Annotated in this window: 23 protein-coding genes; 12 read left to right on the top strand and 11 right to left on the bottom strand. The window is 71.7% G+C overall.

Translation table 11 applies throughout. From position 1 onward, the window contains the following. Window positions 1-94 precede the first annotated feature (94 nt). Genes sbnA through ABD691_RS02315 form a run of 7 tightly spaced genes read left to right on the top strand, consistent with a single transcriptional unit; the run spans window position 95 to window position 9,470 of the window. Entirely contained in the window at window positions 95-1,069 is a 975-nt protein-coding gene (gene sbnA / locus ABD691_RS02345; RefSeq protein WP_344677654.1) for a 2,3-diaminopropionate biosynthesis protein SbnA, read from the top strand. A gap of 11 nt (window positions 1,070-1,080) precedes the next feature. Then, entirely contained in the window at window positions 1,081-2,793 is a 1,713-nt protein-coding gene (locus ABD691_RS02340; protein WP_344677653.1) for an IucA/IucC family protein, read from the top strand. Next, window positions 2,790-4,004, top strand: a complete 1,215-nt coding sequence (locus ABD691_RS02335) for an MFS transporter (RefSeq protein WP_344677652.1) — start codon at window positions 2,790-2,792, stop codon at window positions 4,002-4,004. Before ABD691_RS02340 ends, ABD691_RS02335 begins: the two co-directional genes overlap by 4 nt. Next, window positions 4,001-5,719: an IucA/IucC family protein gene (locus ABD691_RS02330; protein WP_344677651.1), complete on the top strand. Its 1,719-nt coding sequence runs from the start codon at window positions 4,001-4,003 to the stop codon at window positions 5,717-5,719. The genes ABD691_RS02335 and ABD691_RS02330 overlap by 4 nt, the downstream gene beginning before the upstream one ends. Further along, window positions 5,716-7,482 carry an IucA/IucC family protein gene (locus tag ABD691_RS02325; protein WP_344677650.1) on the top strand — a complete coding sequence of 589 codons (1,767 nt, stop codon included), beginning with the start codon at window positions 5,716-5,718 and terminating at the stop codon, window positions 7,480-7,482. Before ABD691_RS02330 ends, ABD691_RS02325 begins: the two co-directional genes overlap by 4 nt. Next, a complete protein-coding gene (locus tag ABD691_RS02320; RefSeq protein ID WP_344677649.1) occupies window positions 7,483-8,247 on the top strand; it encodes an HpcH/HpaI aldolase family protein in 765 nt (254 codons plus the stop codon). A gap of 11 nt (window positions 8,248-8,258) precedes the next feature. Further along, window positions 8,259-9,470: a type III PLP-dependent enzyme gene (locus tag ABD691_RS02315; protein WP_344677648.1), complete on the top strand. Its 1,212-nt coding sequence runs from the start codon at window positions 8,259-8,261 to the stop codon at window positions 9,468-9,470. Between the two features lie 4 nt (window positions 9,471-9,474). Here ABD691_RS02315 and ABD691_RS02310 read toward each other — a convergent pair whose 3' ends face one another. Together ABD691_RS02310 and ABD691_RS33665 are read right to left on the bottom strand one after the other, a co-directional pair. Continuing rightward, window positions 9,475-10,032 carry a winged helix-turn-helix domain-containing protein gene (locus ABD691_RS02310; protein ID WP_344677647.1) on the bottom strand — a complete coding sequence of 186 codons (558 nt, stop codon included), beginning with the start codon at window positions 10,030-10,032 and terminating at the stop codon, window positions 9,475-9,477. Window positions 10,033-10,237: 205 nt separating this feature from the next. Beyond that, on the bottom strand, window positions 10,238-10,309 hold the full coding sequence (locus tag ABD691_RS33665; RefSeq protein WP_425564945.1) for a putative leader peptide: 72 nt from the start codon (window positions 10,307-10,309) through the stop codon (window positions 10,238-10,240). A 285-nt stretch (window positions 10,310-10,594) separates the two neighbouring features. Here ABD691_RS33665 and ABD691_RS02305 point away from each other — a divergent pair, with 285 nt between their 5' ends. The 3 genes from ABD691_RS02305 to ABD691_RS02295 are packed head-to-tail and all read left to right on the top strand — an operon-like array spanning window position 10,595 to window position 13,114. Continuing rightward, window positions 10,595-11,428: an ABC transporter permease gene (locus ABD691_RS02305; RefSeq protein ID WP_344677646.1), complete on the top strand. Its 834-nt coding sequence runs from the start codon at window positions 10,595-10,597 to the stop codon at window positions 11,426-11,428. Next, window positions 11,401-12,114 (top strand): ABC transporter ATP-binding protein, encoded by a 714-nt coding sequence (locus ABD691_RS02300; RefSeq protein WP_344677645.1) that lies wholly within the window; start codon window positions 11,401-11,403, stop codon window positions 12,112-12,114. The genes ABD691_RS02305 and ABD691_RS02300 overlap by 28 nt, the downstream gene beginning before the upstream one ends. Continuing rightward, the gene (locus ABD691_RS02295; RefSeq protein WP_344677644.1) at window positions 12,101-13,114 is read left to right on the top strand and encodes an ABC transporter substrate-binding protein; all 1,014 of its coding nucleotides are present in this window, start codon (window positions 12,101-12,103) and stop codon (window positions 13,112-13,114) included. The genes ABD691_RS02300 and ABD691_RS02295 overlap by 14 nt, the downstream gene beginning before the upstream one ends. Window positions 13,115-13,175: 61 nt before the next feature. Here the strand turns inward: ABD691_RS02295 and ABD691_RS02290 are convergent, their stop codons facing one another. Genes ABD691_RS02290 through ABD691_RS02280 form a run of 3 tightly spaced genes read right to left on the bottom strand, consistent with a single transcriptional unit; the run spans window position 13,176 to window position 16,737 of the window. Next, entirely contained in the window at window positions 13,176-15,020 is a 1,845-nt protein-coding gene (locus ABD691_RS02290; protein WP_344677643.1) for an FAD/NAD(P)-binding protein, read from the bottom strand. After that, a complete protein-coding gene (locus ABD691_RS02285; protein ID WP_344677642.1) occupies window positions 15,017-15,775 on the bottom strand; it encodes an amino acid ABC transporter ATP-binding protein in 759 nt (252 codons plus the stop codon). Before ABD691_RS02285 ends, ABD691_RS02290 begins: the two co-directional genes overlap by 4 nt. Continuing rightward, window positions 15,772-16,737: an amino acid ABC transporter permease gene (locus ABD691_RS02280; protein ID WP_344677641.1), complete on the bottom strand. Its 966-nt coding sequence runs from the start codon at window positions 16,735-16,737 to the stop codon at window positions 15,772-15,774. Before ABD691_RS02280 ends, ABD691_RS02285 begins: the two co-directional genes overlap by 4 nt. Before the next feature lie 490 nt (window positions 16,738-17,227). On the opposite strand from ABD691_RS02280, the gene ABD691_RS02275 reads away from it, so the two are divergent. Then, window positions 17,228-18,133: an ABC transporter substrate-binding protein gene (locus ABD691_RS02275; protein ID WP_344677640.1), complete on the top strand. Its 906-nt coding sequence runs from the start codon at window positions 17,228-17,230 to the stop codon at window positions 18,131-18,133. A 59-nt stretch (window positions 18,134-18,192) separates the two neighbouring features. On the opposite strand, the gene ssuE is transcribed toward ABD691_RS02275, so the two are convergent. After that, on the bottom strand, window positions 18,193-18,753 hold the full coding sequence (ssuE, locus tag ABD691_RS02270; RefSeq protein ID WP_344677639.1) for an NADPH-dependent FMN reductase: 561 nt from the start codon (window positions 18,751-18,753) through the stop codon (window positions 18,193-18,195). A gap of 236 nt (window positions 18,754-18,989) precedes the next feature. Beyond that, window positions 18,990-19,289, bottom strand: a complete 300-nt coding sequence (locus tag ABD691_RS02265) for a DUF1330 domain-containing protein (protein ID WP_344677638.1) — start codon at window positions 19,287-19,289, stop codon at window positions 18,990-18,992. Between the two features lie 98 nt (window positions 19,290-19,387). Here ABD691_RS02265 and ABD691_RS02260 point away from each other — a divergent pair, with 98 nt between their 5' ends. Next, the gene (locus tag ABD691_RS02260; protein WP_344677637.1) at window positions 19,388-20,068 is read left to right on the top strand and encodes a TetR/AcrR family transcriptional regulator; all 681 of its coding nucleotides are present in this window, start codon (window positions 19,388-19,390) and stop codon (window positions 20,066-20,068) included. Here ABD691_RS02260 and ABD691_RS02255 read toward each other — a convergent pair whose 3' ends face one another. The 4 genes from ABD691_RS02255 to ABD691_RS02240 form a co-directional block, all read right to left on the bottom strand. Beyond that, on the bottom strand, window positions 20,069-21,106 hold the full coding sequence (locus tag ABD691_RS02255; RefSeq protein ID WP_344677636.1) for a cation diffusion facilitator family transporter: 1,038 nt from the start codon (window positions 21,104-21,106) through the stop codon (window positions 20,069-20,071). 106 nt (window positions 21,107-21,212) lie between these two features. Beyond that, the gene (locus ABD691_RS02250; protein WP_344677635.1) at window positions 21,213-22,361 is read right to left on the bottom strand and encodes a DUF6923 family protein; all 1,149 of its coding nucleotides are present in this window, start codon (window positions 22,359-22,361) and stop codon (window positions 21,213-21,215) included. 1 nt (window position 22,362) lies between these two features. Further along, window positions 22,363-23,124 carry a bestrophin-like domain gene (locus tag ABD691_RS02245; RefSeq protein WP_344677634.1) on the bottom strand — a complete coding sequence of 254 codons (762 nt, stop codon included), beginning with the start codon at window positions 23,122-23,124 and terminating at the stop codon, window positions 22,363-22,365. Further along, window positions 23,121-23,372 (bottom strand): helix-turn-helix domain-containing protein, encoded by a 252-nt coding sequence (locus ABD691_RS02240; RefSeq protein WP_344677633.1) that lies wholly within the window; start codon window positions 23,370-23,372, stop codon window positions 23,121-23,123. The genes ABD691_RS02245 and ABD691_RS02240 overlap by 4 nt, the downstream gene beginning before the upstream one ends. Between the last annotated feature and the right edge of the window lie 146 nt (window positions 23,373-23,518).

Here is a 23,518-nt window from a genome sequence, read left to right as displayed (position 1 = left end):
CCCTTGCCGAACGCGATCAGGTTAGCCTAGCCTCACTGCTCGGCCGAGGGAGCGCATCCGAGCGACTCCCGCCGCACGAACGAGGGATGTCCTGGTGACCACTGCCAAGACCGTCGTCGAGTCCGTGCACTCCTCGATCTTCGACTGCATCGGCAACACCCCGATGGTCGCGCTCAACCGGTTGTTCCCCGAACCCGGCGTCGAGGTGATCGCGAAGCTGGAGCTGATGAACCCGGGCGGCAGCATGAAGGACCGCCCCGCTCGCTACGTGATCGAGCAGGGACTGGCCGACGGAAGCATCACCACCGGAGCGCACCTGATCGAGAGCAGTTCCGGCAACTTCGGCATCGCGCTGGCGACCGCCGCGCGGCTGCACGGCCTGGAGTTCACCTGCGTGGTGGACCCGAAGGCGACCTCTGCCAACCTGCGGATCCTGGAGCGGCTCGGTGCGAACGTCGACGTCGTCTCCGAGCCCGACGAGGGCGGCGGCTACCTGCACACCCGGATCCGGCGGGTGCGGGAACTGCGGGACAGCCTGCCCGGCAGCATCTGGATCAACCAGTACGCCAACGAGCGCAACTGGCAGTCCTACTACCACGGCACCGGAGCCGAGATCGCCGACGGGCTCGACCGCGCGCCGGACTACTTCGTGGCCGCGGTGAGCACCAGCGGCAGCATCCTCGGCTGCTCCCGGCGGATGCGCGAGCGCTTTCCCCAGATGCGGGTGATCGCCGTCGACGCGGTCGGCTCGGTGATCTTCGGCACGCCGCCGGGGCCGCGCGACATCCCCGGGATCGGTTCCAGCCGGGTGCCCGAACTGCTCAACCGCGACGAGATCGACGAGGTCGTGCACGTCGACGACCTGGAGTCGGCCACCGGCTGCCGCGCGCTGCTGAGCGCCGAGGGCATCTTCGGCGGCGGCTCGACCGGCTCGGTGATCGCGGCGATCCGGAAGACGCTGCCCCGGCTGGACCGCCCGGTCCGGATCGTGACGCTGTTCCCCGACCGCGGAGACCGCTACCTCGACCTCGTCTACGACGAGGACTGGTACGCCGGGCGCCGGCGCTGATCGGAGCCGACATGCGGAACACCGGCACGGCACCGGCCGAACTCGTCATGCGCGACCTCGTCGACTCCCTGGTGCAGGAGAACCCCGACGCGGTCGCCGAACTCACCACTCCAGCCGGGCCGCTGGCCCCCGGCGAGCGCTGGCTCCGGCTCGGGCTCCGGTCCGGGTGGGCGTGCTTCCGGGGACGCCCGGCCGTCCTCCAGCCCTACCGGCTCTCCCGGGGACCGGTCTGGCACCGCTGGGACGACCAGTGGCGCGAGCTGGCCCCGCACGAGCTGCTGGCGCTGCTGGAACCGGACGCCTCGCACGTCGTCGCGGACCTGCGCAGCGCGGTCGAGCACACCGCGGTCACCCTGGATGCCCGCGGCCACCGGGACCTCCGACCGCGTCCCGGCGGAATCCTCGCTGGGGAACTGCTTTCCGCCACTCGCGGGCGGCCGTTCCACCCGACCGCGCGAGCAGCGGCGGGCTGGACCGCGGCCGAGCTGGACGTCTACGGGCCGATGCGGCGGGAACCGGTCGCGCTGGACTGGGTCGCGGTCCGGCGGGACCACCTCCGGCTCGGCGCCGCCGAAACCTCCGGCTCGCTGCACGAACTCCTGCTCGGACCGGCTGAACGGGAACAACTCGCGCGGGCGATGCGCGCCGCCGGTGCCGGCGAGGATTTCCAGCCGTTGCCGGTGCATCCGTGGCAGTTCGAACGGGTGCTGCCGGAGGCGTACGCCGACGAGTTCGCGTCCGGAGCCGTCGTCGCGGTCGCGCGCGGCATCGGCCGCTTTCACCCGACTGCGTCGTTGCGGACGCTGACGACCTCGCCGGAGAGCGCTCGGCACGTCAAGCTCCCGCTTGGAGTGTCCACATTGGGCGCGATGCGCCTGTTGCCACCGCGCTACCTGGACAACGGGCAGCGCGCGGAGGCCACGATGCGCGCCCTCGCCGAACGCGATCCGGTGCTGGGCAGGCGGGTGCTCGTCTGCGACGAGACCGCCTGGTCCGGGTGGCGGCACCCGTCCGGTGCCGACGAGTTCGACGACCGCCCCGGCCAGCTCACCGCGCAGGTGCGGACCTATCCGCCCGGGCTGCTCGACGATCCCGAAGCCGTGGTGCTCCCGATGGCCGCTCTCGCGGCGGACTGCTGGGACCTGCTCCCTTGGGCGGATGTGGACTTCTTCGGAGCGCTGGCCGACGCCTTCTGCGAGATGGGCCTGAGCTTCCTGCGCCACGGGGTGCTGCCGGAACTGCACGGCCAGAACGTGCTGGTGGTGCTGCGCGGGCGGCGGATCGAGCGGTTCGTCCTGCGCGACCACGACACGCTCCGCGTGCATCCGGAGTGGATGGAAGCGGCCGGGGTGCCCGAGCCCGGCTACCGGATCAAACCCGGCGCACGGCAGTCACTCCGGCTCGACAAGCCCGAAGACCTGTTGTCCTACCTGCAAACCCTGGGTTTCCAGGTCAACCTGTTCGGCATCGCCGATGCGCTCGGACGCCACCTCGGGTTCGGGGAGCACGTCTTCTGGCAACGGCTCCGCGGGGCCGTCATCGGCGCGCTCGAACGGCTCGACCTGCCGGAACACGTCACCGACCTGGTCCAGCGCGAGGTGCTGCGGTCGCCGACCTGGCCGTGCCGCCTGGTCCTCGGCCCGCTGCTGCGCGGCACGCGCGGGGCCGGGGTGAGTATGCCCGCCGGAACCGGGCGCGTGCCCAACCCGCTGGGGCGCGTGTGAGTTCCCGGCGCGCGTTCGGCGTGCTGTGGATGGGTCAGTTCGCCACCACCGGCGGGCTCACCGTGTTCGTGCCGCTGCTTCCCTTCTACCTGGCCGAGCTGGGCACCCCGAAGATGCAGGTCCCGACCTGGACCGCGGTCACGCTGGCCGCCCCGGCGGTGGCCCAGATGCTGACCGGACCGCTGTGGGGCTGGATCGGTGACCGCTACGGGCGCAAGGCGATGGTGGTGCGCGCGCAGGCCGGGCTGGCGGTGGCGCTGGCCCTGATGTGCCTGGCCGAAACGCCCGAGCAGTTCCTGCTCTGCCGGGTGTTCCAGGGCGCCTGCGGCGGGGTGGTGTCGGCGACGGCCGCGTTCGCCAGCGCGACGGCCGAACCCGGTCGCCGGGGCAGCGCGCTGGGCACCCTGCACGGAGCGACCGCCGCCGGATCGCTGGCGGGCCCGCTGCTGGGCAGCCTGCTCGCCGACAGCTTCGGCTTCACCGCGCTGCTGGCCGTCGTGTCCGCGCTGACCGCGACCGCCGCCGTGCTCGCGATGGCGCTGCTGCGCGAACCGCCCCGCTGCGCGTCGGCGGGCGAACCCGCGCCGCTGACCGGAGTTCTCCCGTTCCTGCTGCGCGGCCGGAGCGCGTACTACCTGTTCGCCGGACTCGCTGCCCAGACCGGGGTGTACGCGCTTGTCGTCGGCTTCGCCCCGCAGGTCGCGCGGACCGCGGGCTCGGTCGCCGACGGCACGCTGTGGGTCGGCATCCTCCAGTCGGCGACCTGGGCCGCCGCGCTGTTCGGCGGGCCGTGGTGGGGCCGCCGCAACGACCTCGGGCCGCCCCGGCGGAGCCTGGTCGCGGCGGTCACCGGGTGCGCGGTGGCGGTGGCGTTGCAGGGAGTTCCGGCCGATCCGGAGCTGTTGCTGCCACTGCGGCTGGTCCAGGGGTTCTGCTGCGCCGCGGTCCTGCCCTCCGTGTTGCAGGTGGTGTGCCTTGCCGTGCCCGAGAACATGCGCGGCGCGTGCATCGGAGTGGCCACCAGCGCGCTGGAACTGGGCCAGGTGGTCGGTCCCCCGCTGGGTGCCGCCGCGGTCCTGCTGTTCCCGCCCGCCGGAACGTTCGCCGCGATCGGCGGGCTGTTCGTGCTGTCGGCCGCGGCCGTGGCGCTGAGCCCGGTCCGGCATCCCGTCCCCGTCCCCGACTTGCCCAAGGCTGGTGCGACACGTTGAAGGAAGTCCTCGCCCCATCCCCCGGATCGACAGCTCCGGGATCGACAGCTCCCCGGTCAGCCGCCACCGGATCAGCGGCCACCGGATCAGGGGCCCCGAAACCGGCCGCCGAACGCGTCGCGGACCGGCGGCTGCTCAACGCCTACCTCCGCGAGACCGGCGTCGGTGATCCCAGGGTCGAAGGGGACCGGTTCCGCATCGACCTGCCCGCGACCGGCCGCGCGCTGACCGGCGAGCTGACCTACTGGTCGGTGACCGGGCACCACGACTACTGCGACGAGCTCTGGCTCTGCGAAGGCGGAACGGCCACCCCGTGCGGGCATCGGGAACTCGTCGCCGCCCTGCTCGCGGAACTCGACTCCACCGACGAGGCGTCACCGCGGCGGCAGCGGCTCGCCGAGCAGATCGACAACAGCGTCCGGCGCACCACGCGCTACCTGGAGCACGTGCCCGAGCCCTGCCCGTCCGCACCTCGGGACCTGACCCGGTACGCCGAGCACTCGCTGCTCACCGGGCATCCGTTCCACCCCACGCCCAAGAGCGCCGAGGGTTTCAGCGATGACGACCTCACCGCCTACGCGCCGGAGCTCGGGGCGTCGTTCGTGCTGCACCACCTCGCGGTCGCGCCCGATCTGCTCGTCGAACAGCGGGTCGCGCCGGGCGAGTGGACTCCGGACGACGTGCCCGGCCACGACGGGTTCGCGGTCCTGCCGGTGCATCCGTGGCAGGCGTCGTACCTGTCGCGGCAGCCGGCGGTCCAGGAGCTGATCGAGGCGGGCTCCCTGGTCCCGCTCGGGCCGGGCGGGCGGACGGTCTACCCGACGTCGTCGGTGCGCACGGTCTGCGACCCCGGCTTCGAGACCGCGTGGAAGCTCCCGCTGCACGTGCGGATCACCAACTTCGTCCGCAACAACCCCGTCGAACACCTCCGCCGCGCGGCCGACGCCTCCCGGCTCGTGGCCGAACTGCGCCGGAACTGGATCCACGAAGGCTTCGAAGTCCTGCTGGAGACCGGTTTCCGCACCATCGACCACCCGGAGCTGGCGGCCGACATCGCGGTGCTGTACCGGGAGAACCCGTTCCACACCGGGCAGGCCGCGCCCCAGGTCGTGGCCGGTCTGCTGGAGGACCGGCCGGGAGCCGGGCCCGGCCTGGTCGGCCACGTCCGGACCGCGGTGGGGCGCCTGACCGCCGCCGGCGTCGCGGAATGGCTGCGCCGCTACCTGTCGGTCTCCCTGCTCCCCGTGCTCGCGCTGTGGCGGCAGGACGGGCTGAGCCTGGAAGCGCACGTGCAGAACTCGTTGGTGCACCTGGAGAACGGCTGGCCCACCAGGTTCTACGTCCGCGACATGGAAGGCACCGTCGCGAGCCGCGAACGGCTGTGCCGCAACGGGATGGTCGACCTGGTCGGCGCGGCCAGCCCCGCGCTGTACGACGACGCCGAAGCCTGGATGCGCTTCAAGTACTACGTCGTGACCAACCACCTGGGCCACCTCGTCCACGTCCTCGGCAGGCATGGCGAGGCCGACGAGAGCGCGCTGTGGGGCGTGGTCGCCGCCGTCCTCCGGGACGCGCTGCCCGACCGCTACGTGTGCGACCTGCTGGCCGCACCGGACCTCCCGGCCAAGGCCAACCTGATCAGCCGGTTCGCCGAACGCGGCGAAACACCGGTGTACCTGACGATCCCGAACCCGATGCGCGAGGAGACCCCGTGACCACGGTCCAGGATGCGCTGCGGCACCCCAGGTTCGCGCTGGTGCGCCGCCGCGTGTTCCGCCAGCTGCTGGAATCCCTGCTCTACGAGGAAGTCCTCGAACCGCGGGTGTCCGGAGACCACCACGTGCTCACCGGCACCGACGCGCATGGCCGGGCGGTGACCTACGAGTTCACGGCCGCCCGGCGCTACGGGTTCGAGCGCGTCCGCCTCGGCCCCGAACCGGTGTCCCGCACGGTCGGTGGTGTCACCGCCGAAGCCGACTCGCTGCGCCACTTCGTCTTCGACCTGCGGGAGCAACTCGGCGCCGACGACCGGCTGACCGGGTTCGCGCGGGAACTGGAAGCCACTCTGATCAAGGACGCGATGGCCCAGCACGCGCGGTTCCAGCGGGCGGACGTGCTGGCCGGGGCCGACTTCGACGCGCTGGAGTGCCTGATCACCGACGGCCATCCCTACCACCCGGCCTACAAGTCGCGGCTGGGCTTCGACTTCGAGGACAACCTGCGCTGGGGCCCGGAGTTCGCGCGTCCGCTGCGCGTTCTGTGGCTCGCCGCGCACCACGGCATCGCGACGGTCTCCACGTCGGAGTCGCTGCCCGCCTCGTTCGTCGCCGACCAGCTCGGGCCGGGGCCGGTGGAGGCGTTCCAGCAGGTGATCCGGCAGCACGGACACGCGCCCGAGGACTACGCGCTGGTGCCGGTGCATCCCTGGCAATGGCGGGAAGTCCTGTCCGAGGTGATGGCCGACGAACTCAGGTCGGGTGAGCTCATCGTCCTCGGCGAGGACGCGGCGCCGCTGCGACCGCAGCAGTCCATCCGCACCCTGTCCTACGTGGACTCCGACCGCGCGTACCTGAAGCTGTCGCTGTCGATCGTCAACACCTCGACCAGCCGGGTCCTCGCACCGCACACCGTCGCCAACGCGCCGCGGATCTCGGACTGGCTCAAGCGGATCGTCGCAGGCGACCCGTACCTGAACGACACGCACCGGCTCGTGGTGCTCGGCGAGGTCGCGGCGACGTCGGTGGAGCCGCGCGAGGAGTCCGGGCCCGAGTCCTACGGCGCGCTGGCCTGCATCTGGCGCGACAACCTCAAACCCCGCCTGTCGGCCGAGGAGCGGGCGGTTCCCTTCAACGGGCTGATCTCGCGGGAGCTCGACGGCACTCCCCTGATCGATCCCTGGGTTCGTGCCCACGGGGTCGAGCAGTGGGTGCGGGACCTGCTCTCGGTGACCCTGCCGCCGCTGGTCCACCTGTTGCAGGGACATGGGGTGGCGCTGGAGTCGCACGCGCAGAACATGGCGCTGATCCACGTCGGCGGCAGGCCGGCCCGCCTGGCGCTCAGGGACTTCCACGACGGCGTCCGGTTCAGCCGCGCGCGGCTGGCCCGGCCGGAGCTGTGCCCGGAGTTGGCCGGAACCCCGGCGCACCACGTCAACCGCAACTCCTTCGTCGAGACCGACGACCTGGACCTGGTGGTCGACTACCTGCTCGACGCGCTGCTGTTCATCAACCTCGGCGAGCTGTCGCTGTTCCTGGCCGACTCCTACGGCTTCGACGAGCGCGAGTTCTGGTCGATCGCCCGCCGGACCGTCCACGACTACCAGCGGCGCTTCCCCGAGCTGGAGCAGCGCTTCGCGGAGTTCGACGTGTTCAAGCCGGGCATCGGCATCGAGAAGCTGACCACCCGGCGGCTGCTGCCCGACACCGAACTGCGGTTGCACGTCAAGCCGAACCCGCTGGCCGACGCGAAGGAGGACTGAGTGCTGCGCCCCAACGCCGTGCGCGCCGAGCTGCGCGCCGGGAACGAGGTCTACGGCCTGTTCTGCTCGATCCCGGCTCCCGCCCTGGTCGAGATGATCGGTTGCGCCGGCTACGACTTCACCATCCTCGACACCGAACACACCCTGGTCAGCCCGCAGGAGCTCGAAAACCTGATCCGCGCGGCCGAGGCGGTCGACCTCACGCCGTTCGTCCGCGTGCCCGAAGGCGATCCCGGTGCGATCCTGCGCGCGCTGGACGCGGGCGCGATGGGCGTCGTCGTCCCGCACGTCCGCTCCCGGGCGGACGTCGACGCGGCGCTTGCGGCCGCGCGGTACGCGCCGGAGGGCATGCGCAGCCTCAACGGCGGGCGGGTGCCGGGGTTCGGCCGGATCGAGCTGCGCGAGTACCTGGCGATGGCCAACGCCGAGATCATGGTCATCCCGATGATCGAGGACGCCGAAGGAGTCGAGGCGCTGCCGGACATCCTCGCAGGCGGCGGGGTGGACCTGGTCGTCGAAGGCGCGGCCGATCTGTCGCAGTCCTACGGCGTCGCCTGGCAGACCCGGCATCCGCTGGTCCGCGACGCGTTGCACAAGGTGCAGCGCACGTGCGCCGAACACGACGTCCCCTACTGCGCGCTGCCCCGGACTCCCGAGGACCACGAGGAATGGCGGGCGGCCGGGGTGCGCGCGTTCGTCCTCGGCGAGGAACGCGGGCTGGCCGCACGCGCCCTGCGCAGCCACCTCGAAAACCACGCCCGTTGAGCGGAGGAAGCATGTCCGGCGACACCGTCACCAAACTGGTCCTCGACCGCGCGGGCGACGAGCCCGTGTGCCTGTTCGCCTACGATCTCGACGCGCTCACCGAGCACGTCCGCCGAGTGGTGGCTTCGCTGCCCGAGCGCTGCCGGATGTTCTACGCGATGAAGGCCAACAGCGCGGCTCCCGTGCTGCGCGCGCTTGCGCCGGTCGTCGCGGGATTCGACGCCGCGTCCGGCGGTGAGGTCGACAAGGTCCGCGCGGTCGCGCCGGACGCCGTGATCGCGCTGGGCGGCCCCGCCAAGTCTCCGCAGGCGATCAGCGGCGCGCTGGCGCAGGGCGTGACCCGGTTCCACGCCGAGAGCGAGCTGGACCTGGCCCGGATCTCCGAGGCCGCCCGGCGCTCGGGGCGGACCGCGGAGGTGCTGCTGCGGGTGAACCTGGAGGGCCCGTTCCCGACCGCGACGCTGGCGATGGCGGGACGCCCGACGCAGTTCGGCATCTCCGAGGCCGGCCTGCCCGCGGCCGTCGCGCTCGCCCGCGAGCTGCCCGCGATCCGGCTGACCGGGTTCCACCTGCACTCGCTGTCGAACAACCTGTCCGCCCAAGCGCACCTCGACCTGCTGGACCTGTACCGGCGGAAGGTGACCGGGTGGGAGCACGAGTTCGGCCTGTCCTGCGAGGTGCTCAACGTCGGCGGCGGTGTCGGGGTCAACTACGCCGACCTCGACGCCCAGTTCGACTGGCCTGGATTCGCCGACGGACTCGCCGCCCTGGTGGAGTCGTTCCCCGCGCACTGGCGGGAGATCGCCTTCGAGTGCGGCCGGTACCTGACCGCGTTCTGCGGCTACTACGCGGCCGAGGTCCTCGACGTGAAGACCAACCACGGCGAGCACTACGCGATCTTGCGCGGGGGGACGCACCACTTCCGGCTTCCCTCGTCATGGCAGCACAACCACCCCTTCACCGTCGTCGAAGTCGACGGCTGGCCGCTGCCCCACGCACGACCGGAGCACGCGGGCCGACCGGTGACCGTGACCGGGGAGTTGTGCACTCCCAAGGACGTGCTGGCCCGCAACGTGCCGGTCGAGCGGGTGCGCGCGGGTGACGTGCTGCTGTTCAGCCACGCCGGCGCCTACGGCTGGGACATCTCGCACCACGACTTCCTCAGCCACCCGCACCCCGAACGCGTCTTCGTCAGCGCGGGCGGTGAGCTGGCGGACCCCTGACGGATCAGGCCCGGCCGTAGTCGATCGCCACGTGGTCGGCGCCGTCGAACCGGTACCCCACACCGCGGATCGTGGTGATGAAGTCCAGTTCCGGGCCGAACTTGTTGCGCAGCCTGCGCACGTGGACGTCGACGGTCCGGGTGCTCACCGCCGCGTCGATGCCCCACACCTCACGCAGCAGCGGCTGGCGCCGGTGCACCCATCCCGGGTTCTCGCACAGGAACAGGAACAGGTCGAACTCCAGCCGGGTCAGCTGGACGGGGTTGCCGTCGAGGAGCACGACCCGGGGCGCGACGAGGATGCGCAGCCGCGCGTTCTCGGCCGGGCGCGGCAGCTGCCGGACGTTGTCGGGTTCGGGGGCGGTGTCGCCGTCCCACTGGATCCGCACCCGCGGGTTGCTCGGCTGCTCGGCCAGCGCTCGCAGTTCGCGCGCCACGTAGGCGCCGACCTGGTCGAGCGAGTCGCGGTGCACCACGACCCTGGCCACGACTTCGAGCACCGCGGTGTCCTGCGTAGGTGCGGGGCCGATGTCCCACGAATCGGCCGCGGAATCCGCGCTCATGACGGGTTCTCCGTTCTCCGCGCCGCCACCGGCGCGGGTTTCACGTCTGTTTTCCGGAATTTCACGCTGAATCGGGGGTGCGGCCGACGTCCTCCCCCGCATGGCGGGTGGCTGCGCCGGCCGACGGCGTGATGGGAGCTCCCGCGACCGGGAACTCACCGGCGGGACGTCTGGAACTGGGGAGTGGACAGCTCGGACCGGCAGGTCAACAAGCGGCCGACGCGACCCGCAACAGGTCGACGTGCGCGCGCTGCACAAGCCTCACTCCCGTGGTCATGATCCCGATGCAACCAGGAGGACACAGAACCGTCAAAGCCGCCCACCCTGTGGGAACCACGACACTCCACTGTGGACGCGATCACTGGGTGGGAGTCGTTGACACCTCCACCTGGCGTTGCAAACATGCTGGTCATGAGCGCGCGGAACACGTTCTTCCAGCGCAGGCACGTCGACCTGCACCGCCAGGCCAGCGCCCTCTGCCGCTGACCCGGCACCTGTCCCCGCCGCACCTGCCGTCCTCGCGCACCGCCGCGCGGCAGGCCCTCGCGCACTGGAGGTCCCCATGACCGCGTCCACCGCGCCACCCGAGATCTCCGCCCGGGCGGCACCGGAAACCGAATCCCCGCCGCGGCGAAGACGCCGCCCGAACCTGCGCCGGTGGATCAGCCCGGTGGCTCTTCTGGTGGTGTGGCAGATCGCCAGCGGAACAGGGCTGCTGCCGCCCGACAAGCTCGCCGCTCCGGACGTGATCCTGCGCTCCGGCTGGGAACTGGCGGTCACCGGGGAGCTCGGGCCGAACCTGCTGGTGTCGCTGAGCCGGGTCGCGGCCGGCCTGGTCATCGGCGTCTCGCTGGGCGTCGCGGCCGGTCTCGTCGCCGGACTGCTGCGCTGGGGCGACGCCCTGCTCGACCCGCCGGTGCAGATGCTGCGGACGCTGCCGCACCTCGGCCTGGTACCGCTGTTCATCCTCTGGTTCGGCATCGGCGAGGCGCCCAAGATCGCCCTCGTCGCGCTCGGCGTGACGTTCCCGCTCTACCTCAACGTGCACGGCGCGATCCGCGGGGTCGACCCCAAGCTGCTGGAGGCCGCTTCGGTGCTGGGCTTCACCCGCACGCAGCGGGTCCGGCACGTGGTGCTGCCCGCGACGCTGCCCGGCCTGCTCATCGGCCTGCGGCAGGGGCTCGGGATCGCGTGGCTGTCGCTGATCATCGGCGAGCAGGTCAACGCCGACGCCGGGATCGGATACATGATCAACAACGCCAGGGAGTTCCTGCGCACGGACATCATCGTGGTGGGCCTGGTCATCTACGCCGCGCTGGGGCTGATCACCGACGCCCTGGTCCGGCTGGCGGAGAGGAGGGCCCTGCGATGGCGGGTCGGCACGGCAGTGCGGTGACCGTGCGCGGGCTGGTCCGCGGCTTCGGCGGACGCCGGGTGCTCGACGGGCTGGACCTGCGCTTCGGGCCGGGCGAGTTCGTCGCCCTGCTCGGCCGCAGCGGTTCCGGGAAGTCGACGCTGCTGCGCATCCTCGCAGGCCTGGACCGCGAGGCCACCGGCGAGCTCGACGTCCCCGACGGCGTTTCGGTGGCGTTCCAGGAGCCCCGGCTGCTGCCGTGGCGGACCGTCGGCGAGAACGTCTGGCTCGGGCTGCGCGGCGCGGACCGGCGCGAGACCGCCCGGCGGGCGCTGGCCGAGGTCGGGCTCGGCGACCGCGAGGACGCCTGGCCGCTGACCCTGTCCGGCGGTGAGGCGCAGCGGGTGTCGCTGGCCCGCGCCCTGGTGCGGGAACCGGCCCTGCTGCTGCTCGACGAGCCCTTCGGCGCGCTGGACGCGCTGACCCGGGTGTCCATGCACGGGCTGGTCGGACGCCTGTGGCGGCAGCACCGCCCGACCGTGCTGCTGGTGACCCACGACATCGACGAGGCGCTGGCGCTGGCGGACCGGGTGCTGGTGCTCTCGGACGGCCGGATCACCGGCGAACACGTCCCGGCGGGCGAACGCCCGCGGGACCACGGTCAGCTGGCCGCGCTGCGCGGCCGGATCCTGCGCGATCTGGGAGTGGTGGACGATGGCGCGGCGTGACGTGCTGCGGACGATCTCGGCCCTGCTGGTCCTGGCCCTGGCGACGGCGTGCGGCAGCGCCACGACCGCGCCGCGGCGGGCACCGGTCCCGCCGCCGGTGGGCCCGGCCGAGCTGTCCGCGGTGGTGCTGAAGGTCGGAGACCAGAAGGGCGGGGCGAAGTCCCTGCTCACGGCGGCAGGTCTGCTCGGCGACGTGCCTTACCGGATCGAGTGGTCGACGTTCACGTCCGGGCCGCCGATGCTGGAGGCGGTGTCGGCCGGGGCGGTCGACGTGGGCAGCGTCGGCAACACCCCGCCGCTGTTCGCGGCGGCGGCCGGCGCGCAGATCTCCATCGTCTCGGCCAGCAAGGCCGACCCGGCGGGCGAGGCGATCCTGGTGCCACCGGACTCTCCGCTGCGCACCCTGTCCGACCTGCGGGGCAGGACGATCGGTGTCGCCAAGGGAAGTTCGGCGCACGGCCAGGTGCTCTACACCCTGCGCCGCGCGGGTCTGTCGCTGCAGGACGTGCGCCTGTCCTACCTGCAACCGTCGGAGGCGTACTCGGCGTTCACCCAGAAGCAGATCGACGCGTGGGCGGTGTGGGACCCCTACACGGCACAGGCCGAGCTGGAGGCAGGCGCCCGCGTCCTGGCCACCGGCGAGGGGACTGCCAACGGCTACGGATTCCAGGTGGCGAGCCGGAAATCGCTGGCCGACCCGGGCCGCAACGCCGCGATCGCCGACTTCGTGACCAGGCTGGCCCGGGCGCAGGTCTTCAACGACCAGCACCCCGACCGGCGAGCGGAGTTCTGGACGGCCGAGACCGGCCTGCCGCCGGAGGTCACCCGCAGGGCGGCCGACCGCAAGAACCAGCTGCCGGTGGCGTTGTCGCCCGAACTGGTCGACTCCGAGCAGAAGCTGGCCGATGCGTTGCGCGAGGCCGGCGTGCTGCCGGGCCGGTTCCGGTTCGAGGACTTCGTCGATCGCAGATACGACGCGCAGGTAGCCGCAGTCCGCTGAGCGGGCTTGCCGGACTCGCCTCGGGCGTCTTCGCGGAGACGCCCGAGGGCCGCGTTGCTTTTCAGAACTCCCCGAGCTGCACCAGGATCCGGCGGGCGACGGCGTCGTTCTCCCGGAAGGCCGGGGCATTCGTCTTCGGCCGGGCGAAGGCTGCCAACGCCCGCCCGCTCGTGAAAGCTCCGAGGGCGTACCGGCGCGGATGTTCCTCGCCGCCACCGTCGATGATCCGCCCCGACTCCGGAGCGACCAGCACCCGGCCGGTGGCGTGCCGGAAATCCCCTTCCGCGAGGACTTCCTCCGCCACCGCGCCCCTCTCGTGCAGCCCGCGCAGCAGCCGGTTCCGGCTCCCGCGCACGCTGGGCCCCGGCAGCTTCGCCTCGATCAGCGCCCGCGCGGAGACGACCCGCGGTGTGCTCGCGCTCCCGGCCCTGAACTCACCGCCGTCGGCCTCCACCCACATGTCCGCCCCGAGGAACGACACCACCCCGGCACGGGACAACGCCAGCAGTTCTTCCAGCCGAGGCCCCGGGGGCCCGCTGGCGAAGTAGTTGAAGAACCCGTAGAACCAGCCGTCGAGATCGGCGACGTGAGAGCGGGCGTCGAGCCGGGCGAACGCCCGGGGCAGCTGCCCGTAGACCGACAGCAGGGCGAGGAAGACCCCGAGATCCGCGCTGTGGTCGGCATTTCCGCGACGGGCCAGGTCGTCGGTGACGTGCTCCCGGATCGCCTCCTGGAACCGGTCCGGATCGTCGAAGCCGATCCCCCGCAGCGGGCGGTCCAGCCGCTCGATGTCCAGCCGGTCCGCCTGCTTCGGCACCGCCTCCGCGACCAGCGGCCCCACCTCGTGCCACCCGAGCTCCGCGTACCGGGCGGCGAACTCCGCCCAGTCCATGGCGACCCGGTCCGGGTGCGCGGTGAACAGCTCGTGGTAGTGGCCCCAGCCCAGCTCCTTGGCGATCAGCGGCCAGACGTCGCGCCGGAAGTCCGCTCCGCTCGGCAGCCGGTCGATCTGCTCGGGGCCGAAGAACACCGGATACCGCGGGCGTTGCCCGATCAGGCCGTACCCGATCTTCGACCGGTAGGGCACACCCCGGCGGGATCCGACGTGGATCCGCGGCTCGGCCCCGGACGGCTCGTAGCGCAGCGCACCCTCCCGGTCGCGGTGGTAGCGGCCTCCCCGGCCTTCGGTGAGCAGGACCATCAGGTCGACGAACGCGAGGCCGAACCCGCGCACGATCACGTCCTGCTCAGGCGCCACCGCAGTGAGGTCGGCGTCGGCCGAGTACTCCGGCGGGAGGTAGAACAGCCCGTGCCGCCGGGCGAAGTCCCGCAGCCGCGCGTGCTCTCCGGCCGGTTCTGCGTCCAGGTGTCCCAGCGCGAGGACGACGACGTCGGCGACGAGGTCCGATCCGTCGTCCAGCCGGACGCACTGCCTGCCGTCGGGGAGGTCCTCGACGCAGGTCGCCTCCGCCCGGTGGACGTGGACCGCGATCCGGTCCGGCAGCGAGGCCACCGCCCGGTCGAAAACCCAGGACAGGTAAGCGCTTTGCACCTGCCGGTCGGCGAACGCGCGGCCCTCCAGCTTCCGGACCCGCCCGGCGACGGCCTCCGGCAGCGCGTCGGCGTCGGCCTCCCGCGCCCACTCCGCCAGCGACGGACCCGACCGGACCGGACCGGTGCACTCCACCGACGAGTCGAGGAACATCGTGACGTCCTCGGCCATCGAGTTCATCCACAGCAGCGGCGACTGGTCCGGCCGCCACACCCGCCCGGCACCGGGCGGATGCGGATCGACCAGGTGCACCGCCAACTCGCCCGGCAGCAGTTCCGGGGCGTTGGCCCCGAGCCGCTCCAGCAGTCCGGTCGCGCGCGGGCCCGCACCCACCACGACCAGCTGCGCGCTCACAGGACCCGTTCCAGGAACTCCCGGGTCCGCGGTTCGCGCGGGGCACCGAGCACCGCGGACGGAGTACCGCGCTCGACCACCTGCCCCTCGTCGAGGAACACGACGCTGTCGGCGGCCTCGCGGGCGAATCCCATCTCGTGGGTCACCACGACCATGGTCAGCCCGCGCGCGGCCAGGTCCTTCATCACCGTCAGCACCTCGCCCACCAGCTCCGGGTCCAGGGCGCTGGTCGGCTCGTCGAACAGCACCAGCTTCGGCCGCATGGCCAGCGCCCGCGCGATCGCGATCCGCTGCTGCTGGCCGCCGGAGAGCTGCCGCGGGTAGGAGTCCTCCCGCCCCTGCAGGCCGACCAGCTCCAGCATCTCCCTGGCCCGCCCGGTAGCGTCCGATTTGGACAGACCGCGCACCCCGACCGGCGCCTCCACCAGGTTCTCCAGCACCGTCATGTGGCCGAACAGGTTGAAGTTCTGGAACACCATGCCGATCTCGGCCCGCTGCCGGGCGATCGCCCGGTCCGGGAGCTCGTGCAGCTTGCCCGCCGACTCCCGGTAGCCGACCAGCTCGCCGTCGAGCTCCACCACCCCGGCGTCGATCTTCTCCAGGTGGTTGACGCAGCGCAGCAACGTGCTCTTGCCGGAGCCGGACGGGCCGATCACGCACGTCACCTCCCCGGCTGCGACCTCCAGCGAGACACCCTTCAGCACCGGTGTCGGGCCGAAGCTCTTGTGCACGTCGCGCACTCGCAGCATCGTCATCGTGACTGCTCCCCCGGTCGCGCCGGCCGGGTGTTCGCCAGCCGGGTGTTCACGGCACGCCATCCGGTGCGGAGGCGTTGCAGCGGTGTCGGCGGCAGCTGCCGCTGCGAGCCGCGCGCGTAGTACCGCTCGACGTAGTACTGGCAGATGGTCAGCAGGCTGGTCACCACGAGGTACCAGACGCACGCCACCAGCAGCAGCGGAATGACCAGGTAGTTGCGGTTGTAGATGATCTGCACCGAGTAAAGCAGGTCGTGCACCGCGATGACGCTCACGATCGAGGTCCCCTTCAGGGTGCCGATCAGCGCGTTGCCAGCGGGCGGGATGATCGCCCGCATCGCCTGCGGCAGCACGATCCGGCGCAGGATCCGCAGCCGTCCCATGCCCAGCGCCTGGGCGGCCTCGGTCTGCCCCGCGTCGATCGACAGGATCCCGCCGCGCACGATCTCGGCGGCGAAGGCCGCCTCGTGCAGCACCAGGCCGATGACCGCCGTGGTGGTGCCGCCGATCAGGTCGACCGTGGAGATGCTGAACGAGCCCACGCCCAGCGTCGGGTAGAGCGCGCCGATGTTGAACCAGAACAGCAGCTGCACCAGCAGCGGGATCGAGCGGAACAGCCAGACGTAGCCCCAGCTCAGCGCCACCAGCACCGGGTTGCCGGACAGCCGCATGACCGCCAGCACGGTGCCGAGCAGGAAGCCGAGCACCATCGTCACCGCGGTCAGCCACAGCGTGAGGACGAGGCCGTGCAGCACCGCCGGCGTGCCGAAGTACGCGCCGACGACGCTCCACTGGAAGTTCGGGTTGGTCACCACCGACCACAGCACCAGCGCGAAGACCGCCAGCACCACCGCGGCGGCGGCCCAGCGCCCGCTGTGGCGCAGCGGAACGACTTTCGGGGGCGGTACCGCGGCCTGGCCGGCCGCGGGGTCGGAGACCGCCCGCAGATGAGAACGGGTCATGGATTCCTACTCGCGCAGGGGAAAATGGATACGAGCACCCGCCGCCGGCCGAAGCCTTCGGACCCCGGGTCCGTCAAACACCGCGTCCCTCAACGCGCGTCGGACCACCACCGGTCCTGATCGCCACCATAACCCCCGGGCGGGTCCGGTCAAGGCGGATCACCTGCCCCGTCCCAGAACGTGGCATCCGTTGACTTCGCTCCCGCGGCGGGCAATCCTCGATCTCGTGACCTACCAGTTGCGTTTGGTGACGCGGGCCCACATCGATCTGGGGTTCGTGTGGTCCGCCTCCTGTAGCAGCTGAAACAGGCGCCGGCCCGGCATCCCTCGGTCGCTGCGGCGACCGCCCGGCCGCGCGCTTTTCCCGCCGCACCACCGCGTTCCGCCCGCAAACCACTTCTTCCCGGGAACCAACGCTGCCCCGAGCAGTCCGACCGTTCACTGTGGACTTCGCGGCCCGGAAGGGCCAAGTACAACCGAGGACAGCACAATGTCGCTCCGCAAACCTCTGGCCATCGCGGTCGCGCTGACCGCGATGGCCCTCAGCGCCTGCGGCCAGGCGCCCGTCACCGAAACGACGCTGGACGTCAACACCGACGTGGTCTCGACGATCCCGAAGGACGACTCGATCGCCGGCCTGCTCCCCGAGGAAGTCCGCTCCTCCGGGGTGCTGCGCTTCGGCTCGGCGATCGGCACCCCGCCCGGCGGGTTCTTCGTCGAGGGCAGGCCGCAGCCCGTCGGCCTGGACGTCGACATCGCCGACGCCGTCGCGCGCGTGCTCGGCGTGCGGGTCGAGCGGGAGGACGCCGCGTTCGAGACGATCCTGCCCGCGCTGGGCAGCGGCAAGTACCAGGTCGGCACCGGCAACTTCGGGGTGACCGAGGAACGCAAGAAGACCATCGACTTCGTCACCTACGTCAACGACGGCCAGGGGTTCGCGGTCCGCAAGGACAGCGATCTCCCCGAGGTCACCGACATCACGCAGCTGTGCGGTCGGACCATCGGGACCGGGGCGGGCACCACCTTCGAGTCCACGCTGAACTCGCAGCGCCACCGCTGCGCCGAAACCGGCCGCCCGGAGTACCAGGTGCAGGTGTTCTCCGAGCAGAGCGCCCTGTTCTCCGCGCTCAACCAGGGCAAGGTGGACGTGCTCATGTCCACCATCAACGGGCTGCGCTACGGCGTGTCCCAGCAGCCGAACCTGAAGTTCCTCAACGAGTTCCGCAGGCTCGACGTCGGTTTCGCGCTGAAGAAGGAATCGCCGCTGGCGCCCGCGCTGCAGGCGGCGGTGAACAAGCTCATCCAGGACGGCAGCTACCAGCGCATCCTGCAGAAGTGGGGCACCGGGTCGTCGGCCATCGCGCAGTCCCAGCTCAGCCCACCCGAAATCCGCTGACGCGGCAGGGCACGAAGAAGGGGCGGCACCTCGTGGGTGCCGCCCCTTTTCGGCGCCGGTCAGGCCGAGCGACCGAGAACGGTGTCGTGCGGGACGCCGTCGAGCGCCTTGCGGAACTGGGCGAGCACGTCGTCCAGCGGTCCGGCGCTGTCGGGGTGCACGCCGAAGTCGTCCCCCGACACCAGGAGGTGCTTGCTCAGCAGGAAGAGGCTCTGCACCACGTGGCGCGGGCCGAGCGACTGCACGACCGGGCGCAACCCGTAGTCCAGCGCCAGCACGTGCGCGACCGTTCCGCCGGTGGCCAGCGGCAGGACCGCCTTGCCCGCGAAACCGAACTGCGGCAGCAGGTCGAGGAAGACCTTGAGCAGACCGGAGTAGGCGGCCTTGTAGGTCGGGGTCGCCAGCACGATCCCGTCGGCGTCGATGACCGCCTTGACCGCGGCGGCGATGTCCGGGTGCGAGGTGTCGGCGGTCAGCAGCGGTTCGGCCGGAAGGCCGCGCAGCCGCAGGTGTTCGGCGGCGGTGCCGTCGGCGACCAGCCGCCGGGTGACGTGGTCGGCGAACCGTTCGGTCTTCGACGTGGAGGAAGGACTCCCGGAGATGACGAGGGCGGTGGACACAGCGTGCTCCTGATGATGGCTGATGTTGGCGGCGGGCGGTTTTCCCCGTCGCACTGCGGCTTTCGATCGATCAGTACCGACACGCCTGGCCGGACACGCGGAGGAGGTCCGGATGCCTGCGCCTGGTGCGGAGAACCGAGTGCATCACGGTCCAATCGTCACCACCGCGGTGAAACCATGTCAACCAACGGCGAATCCGTCCCACGAGCCGGACGTCCCCGGTTTTTTCGTTGGCGTTAAGCGGACTTTCCGGGAGCGACCAGCAACCGGACGTCGATCGCGCCCTCGCGGACCGCCTTCGCCGCCTGGTACTCGTCCGAGTCGTACCACTCCCGCAGCGCGGCCAGGTCCGGGAACTCCACGACGGTGGTGACCCGCGAGGGGTTGGGCCAGGCCCCCTCGACCGCCTCCGGCACGGTGCCCTGGATCAGGTACCGGCCGCCGTGGCGGCGGATCGACTCCTCGGCCAGCACCCGGTACTCGTCGGCGCGGTCGTAGTCGTGGACCTCGGCTTCAACCAGCACGTACGCAGTCATGTGCACTCCTGTCGCTCAAGAAGTACACGGCGAATCTTTTTGACACGGCGTGTACTTTTGCCACGACGAAGACTAATGCAACGGTGTACGGTGTCAAGGTGCCAGCGATCACCAGCCGACGAGAACGGCTCCGCGCGGAGACGACCCGCGAGATCATGACGATCGCGCTCCGGCAGATGGCCGAAGCGGGCCCGGGCGGGATCTCGCTGCGCGGCATCGCCCGCGAGATGGGGATGACCGCGCGCGCCATCTACAGCTACTTCCCCACCCGTGACGATCTGGTCACCGCTCTGATCGGCGACCTCGGTGCCGCGCTCGCCGACGCGCTGGAGAGCGCGCGCGACGCGGCGCCCGACGATCCCGGTGAGCGACTCCTCGCCTGGGGCGACGCCCTGCGGGACTGGTCGTTGAGCAATCCGCAGGGATTCCGGCTCATCTACGGCGATCCGGTTCCCGGGTACCGGGCGCCCGACGACGGCCCGGCCGCGCAGGCCGCGCGCCGCATCTGCGGCGGGCTCAACCGGCTCGTGGCCGCCGCGTGCACGGCGGAACCGGACGACGGCTTCGCCTGGTCGGACTTCCCGGCCGGCTACCGGTCCAAGATCGAGACCGAAGCCGGCGACCTCTCGCCCGCCGTCGTCGCGCTCGCGCTGCGCGTCTGGGGGCGCATGCACGGCCTGGTGAGCCTGGAGATCCACGGCCACCTGAGCGCCGTGGCCAACGACCCCGGCGCGATCTACCGGGCCGAGCTGCGCAACCTCGTCGCCTCGCTGGGCTGATCAGGCGAGCCGGTGGTGCGCGGTGATCTCGTGCGCTGAGGACCTTGCGGGATGTGCGTGCACGATCGCCGCCCGCAGCCGGGGAAGCGCGTGCATCATGCGGTGCTCGGCGTCGTGGGCGATCCGGTGCGCCTCGGCCAGCGACAGCGCCGGATCGACGTCCAGCTCTGTCTCGGCGCGCAGCTGGTGGCCGACCCAGCGCATCCGCAGCCCGCTGACCGCGCGGACCCCGGGCGTCTCCGCCAGCGCCCGCTCGGCGCGGCCCAGGTCTTCCGGGTCGACCGCGTCGAGCACGCGGCCCAGCACCTCCTTGGCCGCCGACCACAGCACCGAGCCGATCGCGGCGGTGATGGCCAGGCCGACCACCGGATCCGCCCAGGTCCAGCCGAGCGCCGCGCCGCCTGCGGCGAGCAGGACCGCCAGGCTGGTGAAGCCGTCCGCCCGCGCGTGCAGGCCGTCGGCGACCAACGCGGCCGAACCGATCCGCCGCCCGACGACGATGCGGTAGCGGGCGACCAGCTCGTTCCCGGCGAAGCCGAGCAGCCCCGCTGCCGCGACCCAGCCGAGGTGGTCGATCTGCTGCGGCTGGGCCAGCCTGCGGACCGCCTCCCACCCGGCCAGCACCGCCGAGGTCGCGATGACGGCGAGGATCAGCAGCCCGGCCAGGTCCTCGGCGCGGCCGAGACCGTAGGTGAACCGCCTGCTCGCGGACCTGCGGGCGAGCAGGAACGCGATGGCCAGCGGGACCGCGGTCAGCGCGTCGGCGAAGTTGTGCAGGGTGTCGCCGAGCAGCGCGACCGAGCCGGTGAACCCGACCAGGACGGCCTGCCCGGTCGCGGTCAGCGTCAACGCGCCGAACGACAGCCACAGCGCCCGCATTCCCCGGCGGCTCGCCTGAAGGGAACCGTCGACAGCGCCTGCCGGGTCGTGGCTGTGCGGGGTGAGCGCGTGGCGCAGCCGCGCCCGCCAGCCCGAACCGCTGCGGTGTCCGTGTCCGTGCCCGTGTTTCCCAAGTCCGTGCCCGTGCCCGTTGGCCACCGGATACCTCCCGCGTCGTCACGACAACGGTAGTTCTCCGCTCAACCGTGCGACAACGGCGCAACTGCCAGGACCTCGCAACAACCGTCCACACTGGATCAGCGCGTCAGCGGGCGATTCGCCGTCCCGCCGCACTCGCTCCTAGCAGGACCAGGAGCATCGCCAAGCCCCAACGCCGCTTCTCCTCGGTGGTGTGCCCGCTTGCTTCGGCGTCCTCTTCTTCCTCCGGTTTCTCGCGTGCGCGGATGGTCGGAGGCGGTGGTGGAGGCGGCAGCGGCGGGCGCGCCTCAGGCGGCACCGGGCTCGGGCTCGGCGGACGCGGTACCGGGAAGGGCGGCGCCGGTGGCATGTCCGGCGGCGGTGCCTGTGGCGGTACCGGTGGATCCGGCGGTACCGGTGGATCCGGTGCTGGCGACTCTGGCGGCGTTGGCGGCTCCGGCGGTGCCGACCGCGTCAGGCATCCGGCTCCGTCGGTGCTCGCCGCGGGTGACCCGGTGGCCAGCCGCCGCGACGACCCGTCCCGCTCGACCCGGTAGAGCACGCTCGCCCCCGCCGTGGCGTTCGCGGTGACGTACAGCGCGCCGTCCGGCCCGAGCACGGTCGAGCCGAACTCCGCACCGTGCGGCAGGTCCGCACGGGCGACCGCCGACACGTGCCCGCTGTCCGGATCGACGCGGACCACGACGGGCTCGCCGTGCCACGCGGCGGCCACGCCGTAGAGCATTCCGCTGTCCGGGTCCACGTCGAAGTCGCCCATCCCGGAACTCCAGGGCCACAACGGGACCGATCGGACGATGCGCAGATAATCCGGACTTTCCGGATCCACCCGCAGCACGTGCAGAAAGAATTGATCCCGGACGTACCACCGATTTCCGGAAATGGCACCACCGGTGGCGTTCACCACAAGCGGAAATCCCCGGACCGGCCCCCGATCCGCGGTGTTGCCGCCGCGGTCGATCGTGATGACCCGGCCGCCCGGAAACACCTGCCCGCCCCGTCCCCTGTGGACGATGCCGTAGACGAGGTTCTGGTCCTGGGAGTATCCGATCGCGTTGACCCGGTAATCCAGTTCGCCGAGCGGGGTTTCGGCACCGGAGGGCAACTCGAACCGGGAAAGGTCCGACACCCCGCCCGCGAAACCGTTGTGCACGCGGAAAAACGCGCAGTCCGGCTCCGCGACCGGGGTCGGAGCCTGGGCAGGCGCCGGGCCGAGCGCGAGCGCGAGGACCATCCCGACGGCGACGACCGCCGCCACGTCAGCCGAGCCTGGCCAGCGCCCAGCGGAACGCGTCCGGCTCGATCCACGATCCGCCGCCGAACGGGTTCTGCAGCTGGTAGATCGCGAACAGCAGCAGGCTCAGCGCTCCGGCCAGGGTGGACACCACGATGATGTGGGTGGCCATCCGGGTGCCGCCGAACAGGTTCGGCAGCAGCACGCAGATGACGCTGCCCGCGATCAGCACGAACCACACCACCGCCACCACGCTGCGGTCGAAGGCGGTGTTGAGCCGTTCCTGCCGCTTCTCGTAGACCTCGTCCAGCCTGGCCGCGGCCTCGCTCTTGCGCTCCTCCTGCCACTCGCCGTCCGCCTCGGCCGCCAGCACCGCCGCGCGCAGCCGGTCCAGCTGCTCCCAGCCCGGCCCGGTGACGTCCTGCCCGCCGCGCATCTGCGGCCACTCCGCGTCGACGACGGTGCCCGCGTAGTCGCGGCCGAGCCCGCGGACCTCGCTGCCGGCCTCCCCGGGCAGCGCGTCCACCGCCCACGCCACCGCCACCAGGCTCTCGGCCTCGTCGTAGGTTCCCGCCCGCGCCGAGCTGACCGTGTCGAACAGGGTGATCAGAACGAACGCGACGACCACCGCGTGCAGGCCGCTGACGATGGTGAAGACCTGGCCCGCCGCGTCGTTGTTGCCGGGTCTGCCCTCGTCCTGGCCGATCCGCCGCACCAGGTACGCGACCAGGGCGGCGGCCAGCACGGACGAGAGCACCCATAAGGAGCCGGCCAGGTAGGTGTTCACTCGCCGCCCCCGGCGACCCGTGCCGGGCACGCGGTCCGCTCCGGGATCAGCAGGTCGCCGACCTCGCACCCGAGCGCGGAGCACATCAGGTCGAGGTCGTGGAGCTTCAGGCTGCTCGGCGTGCCCGACCACAGGTGCGACATCTTGCCCGCCGAGACCACCAGGCCCTCCTCCGCGAACCGGCGCTGCAGTTCGCTCGACTTCCAGATCCCCCGCTGGGCCGCGACCAGCCGCAGGTTCCACTTCACGACAGCATTCCTCCCGGAGCACCGGTGACGATGTTCGGCTTCGCCGACAGAATTTCACCCATCCTGAACAACGGCCGATTGCCGTTGCTCTTCATCAGTTCCCGGAGACCCTATACCCGATGGAATAGATACGGTGATCCCCGAAT

It is taken from the genome of Saccharopolyspora taberi, from assembly GCF_039534165.1.
Lineage (GTDB): Bacteria > Actinomycetota > Actinomycetes > Mycobacteriales > Pseudonocardiaceae > Saccharopolyspora_D > Saccharopolyspora_D taberi.
This window is presented reverse-complemented; position numbering and strand designations above follow the sequence as displayed.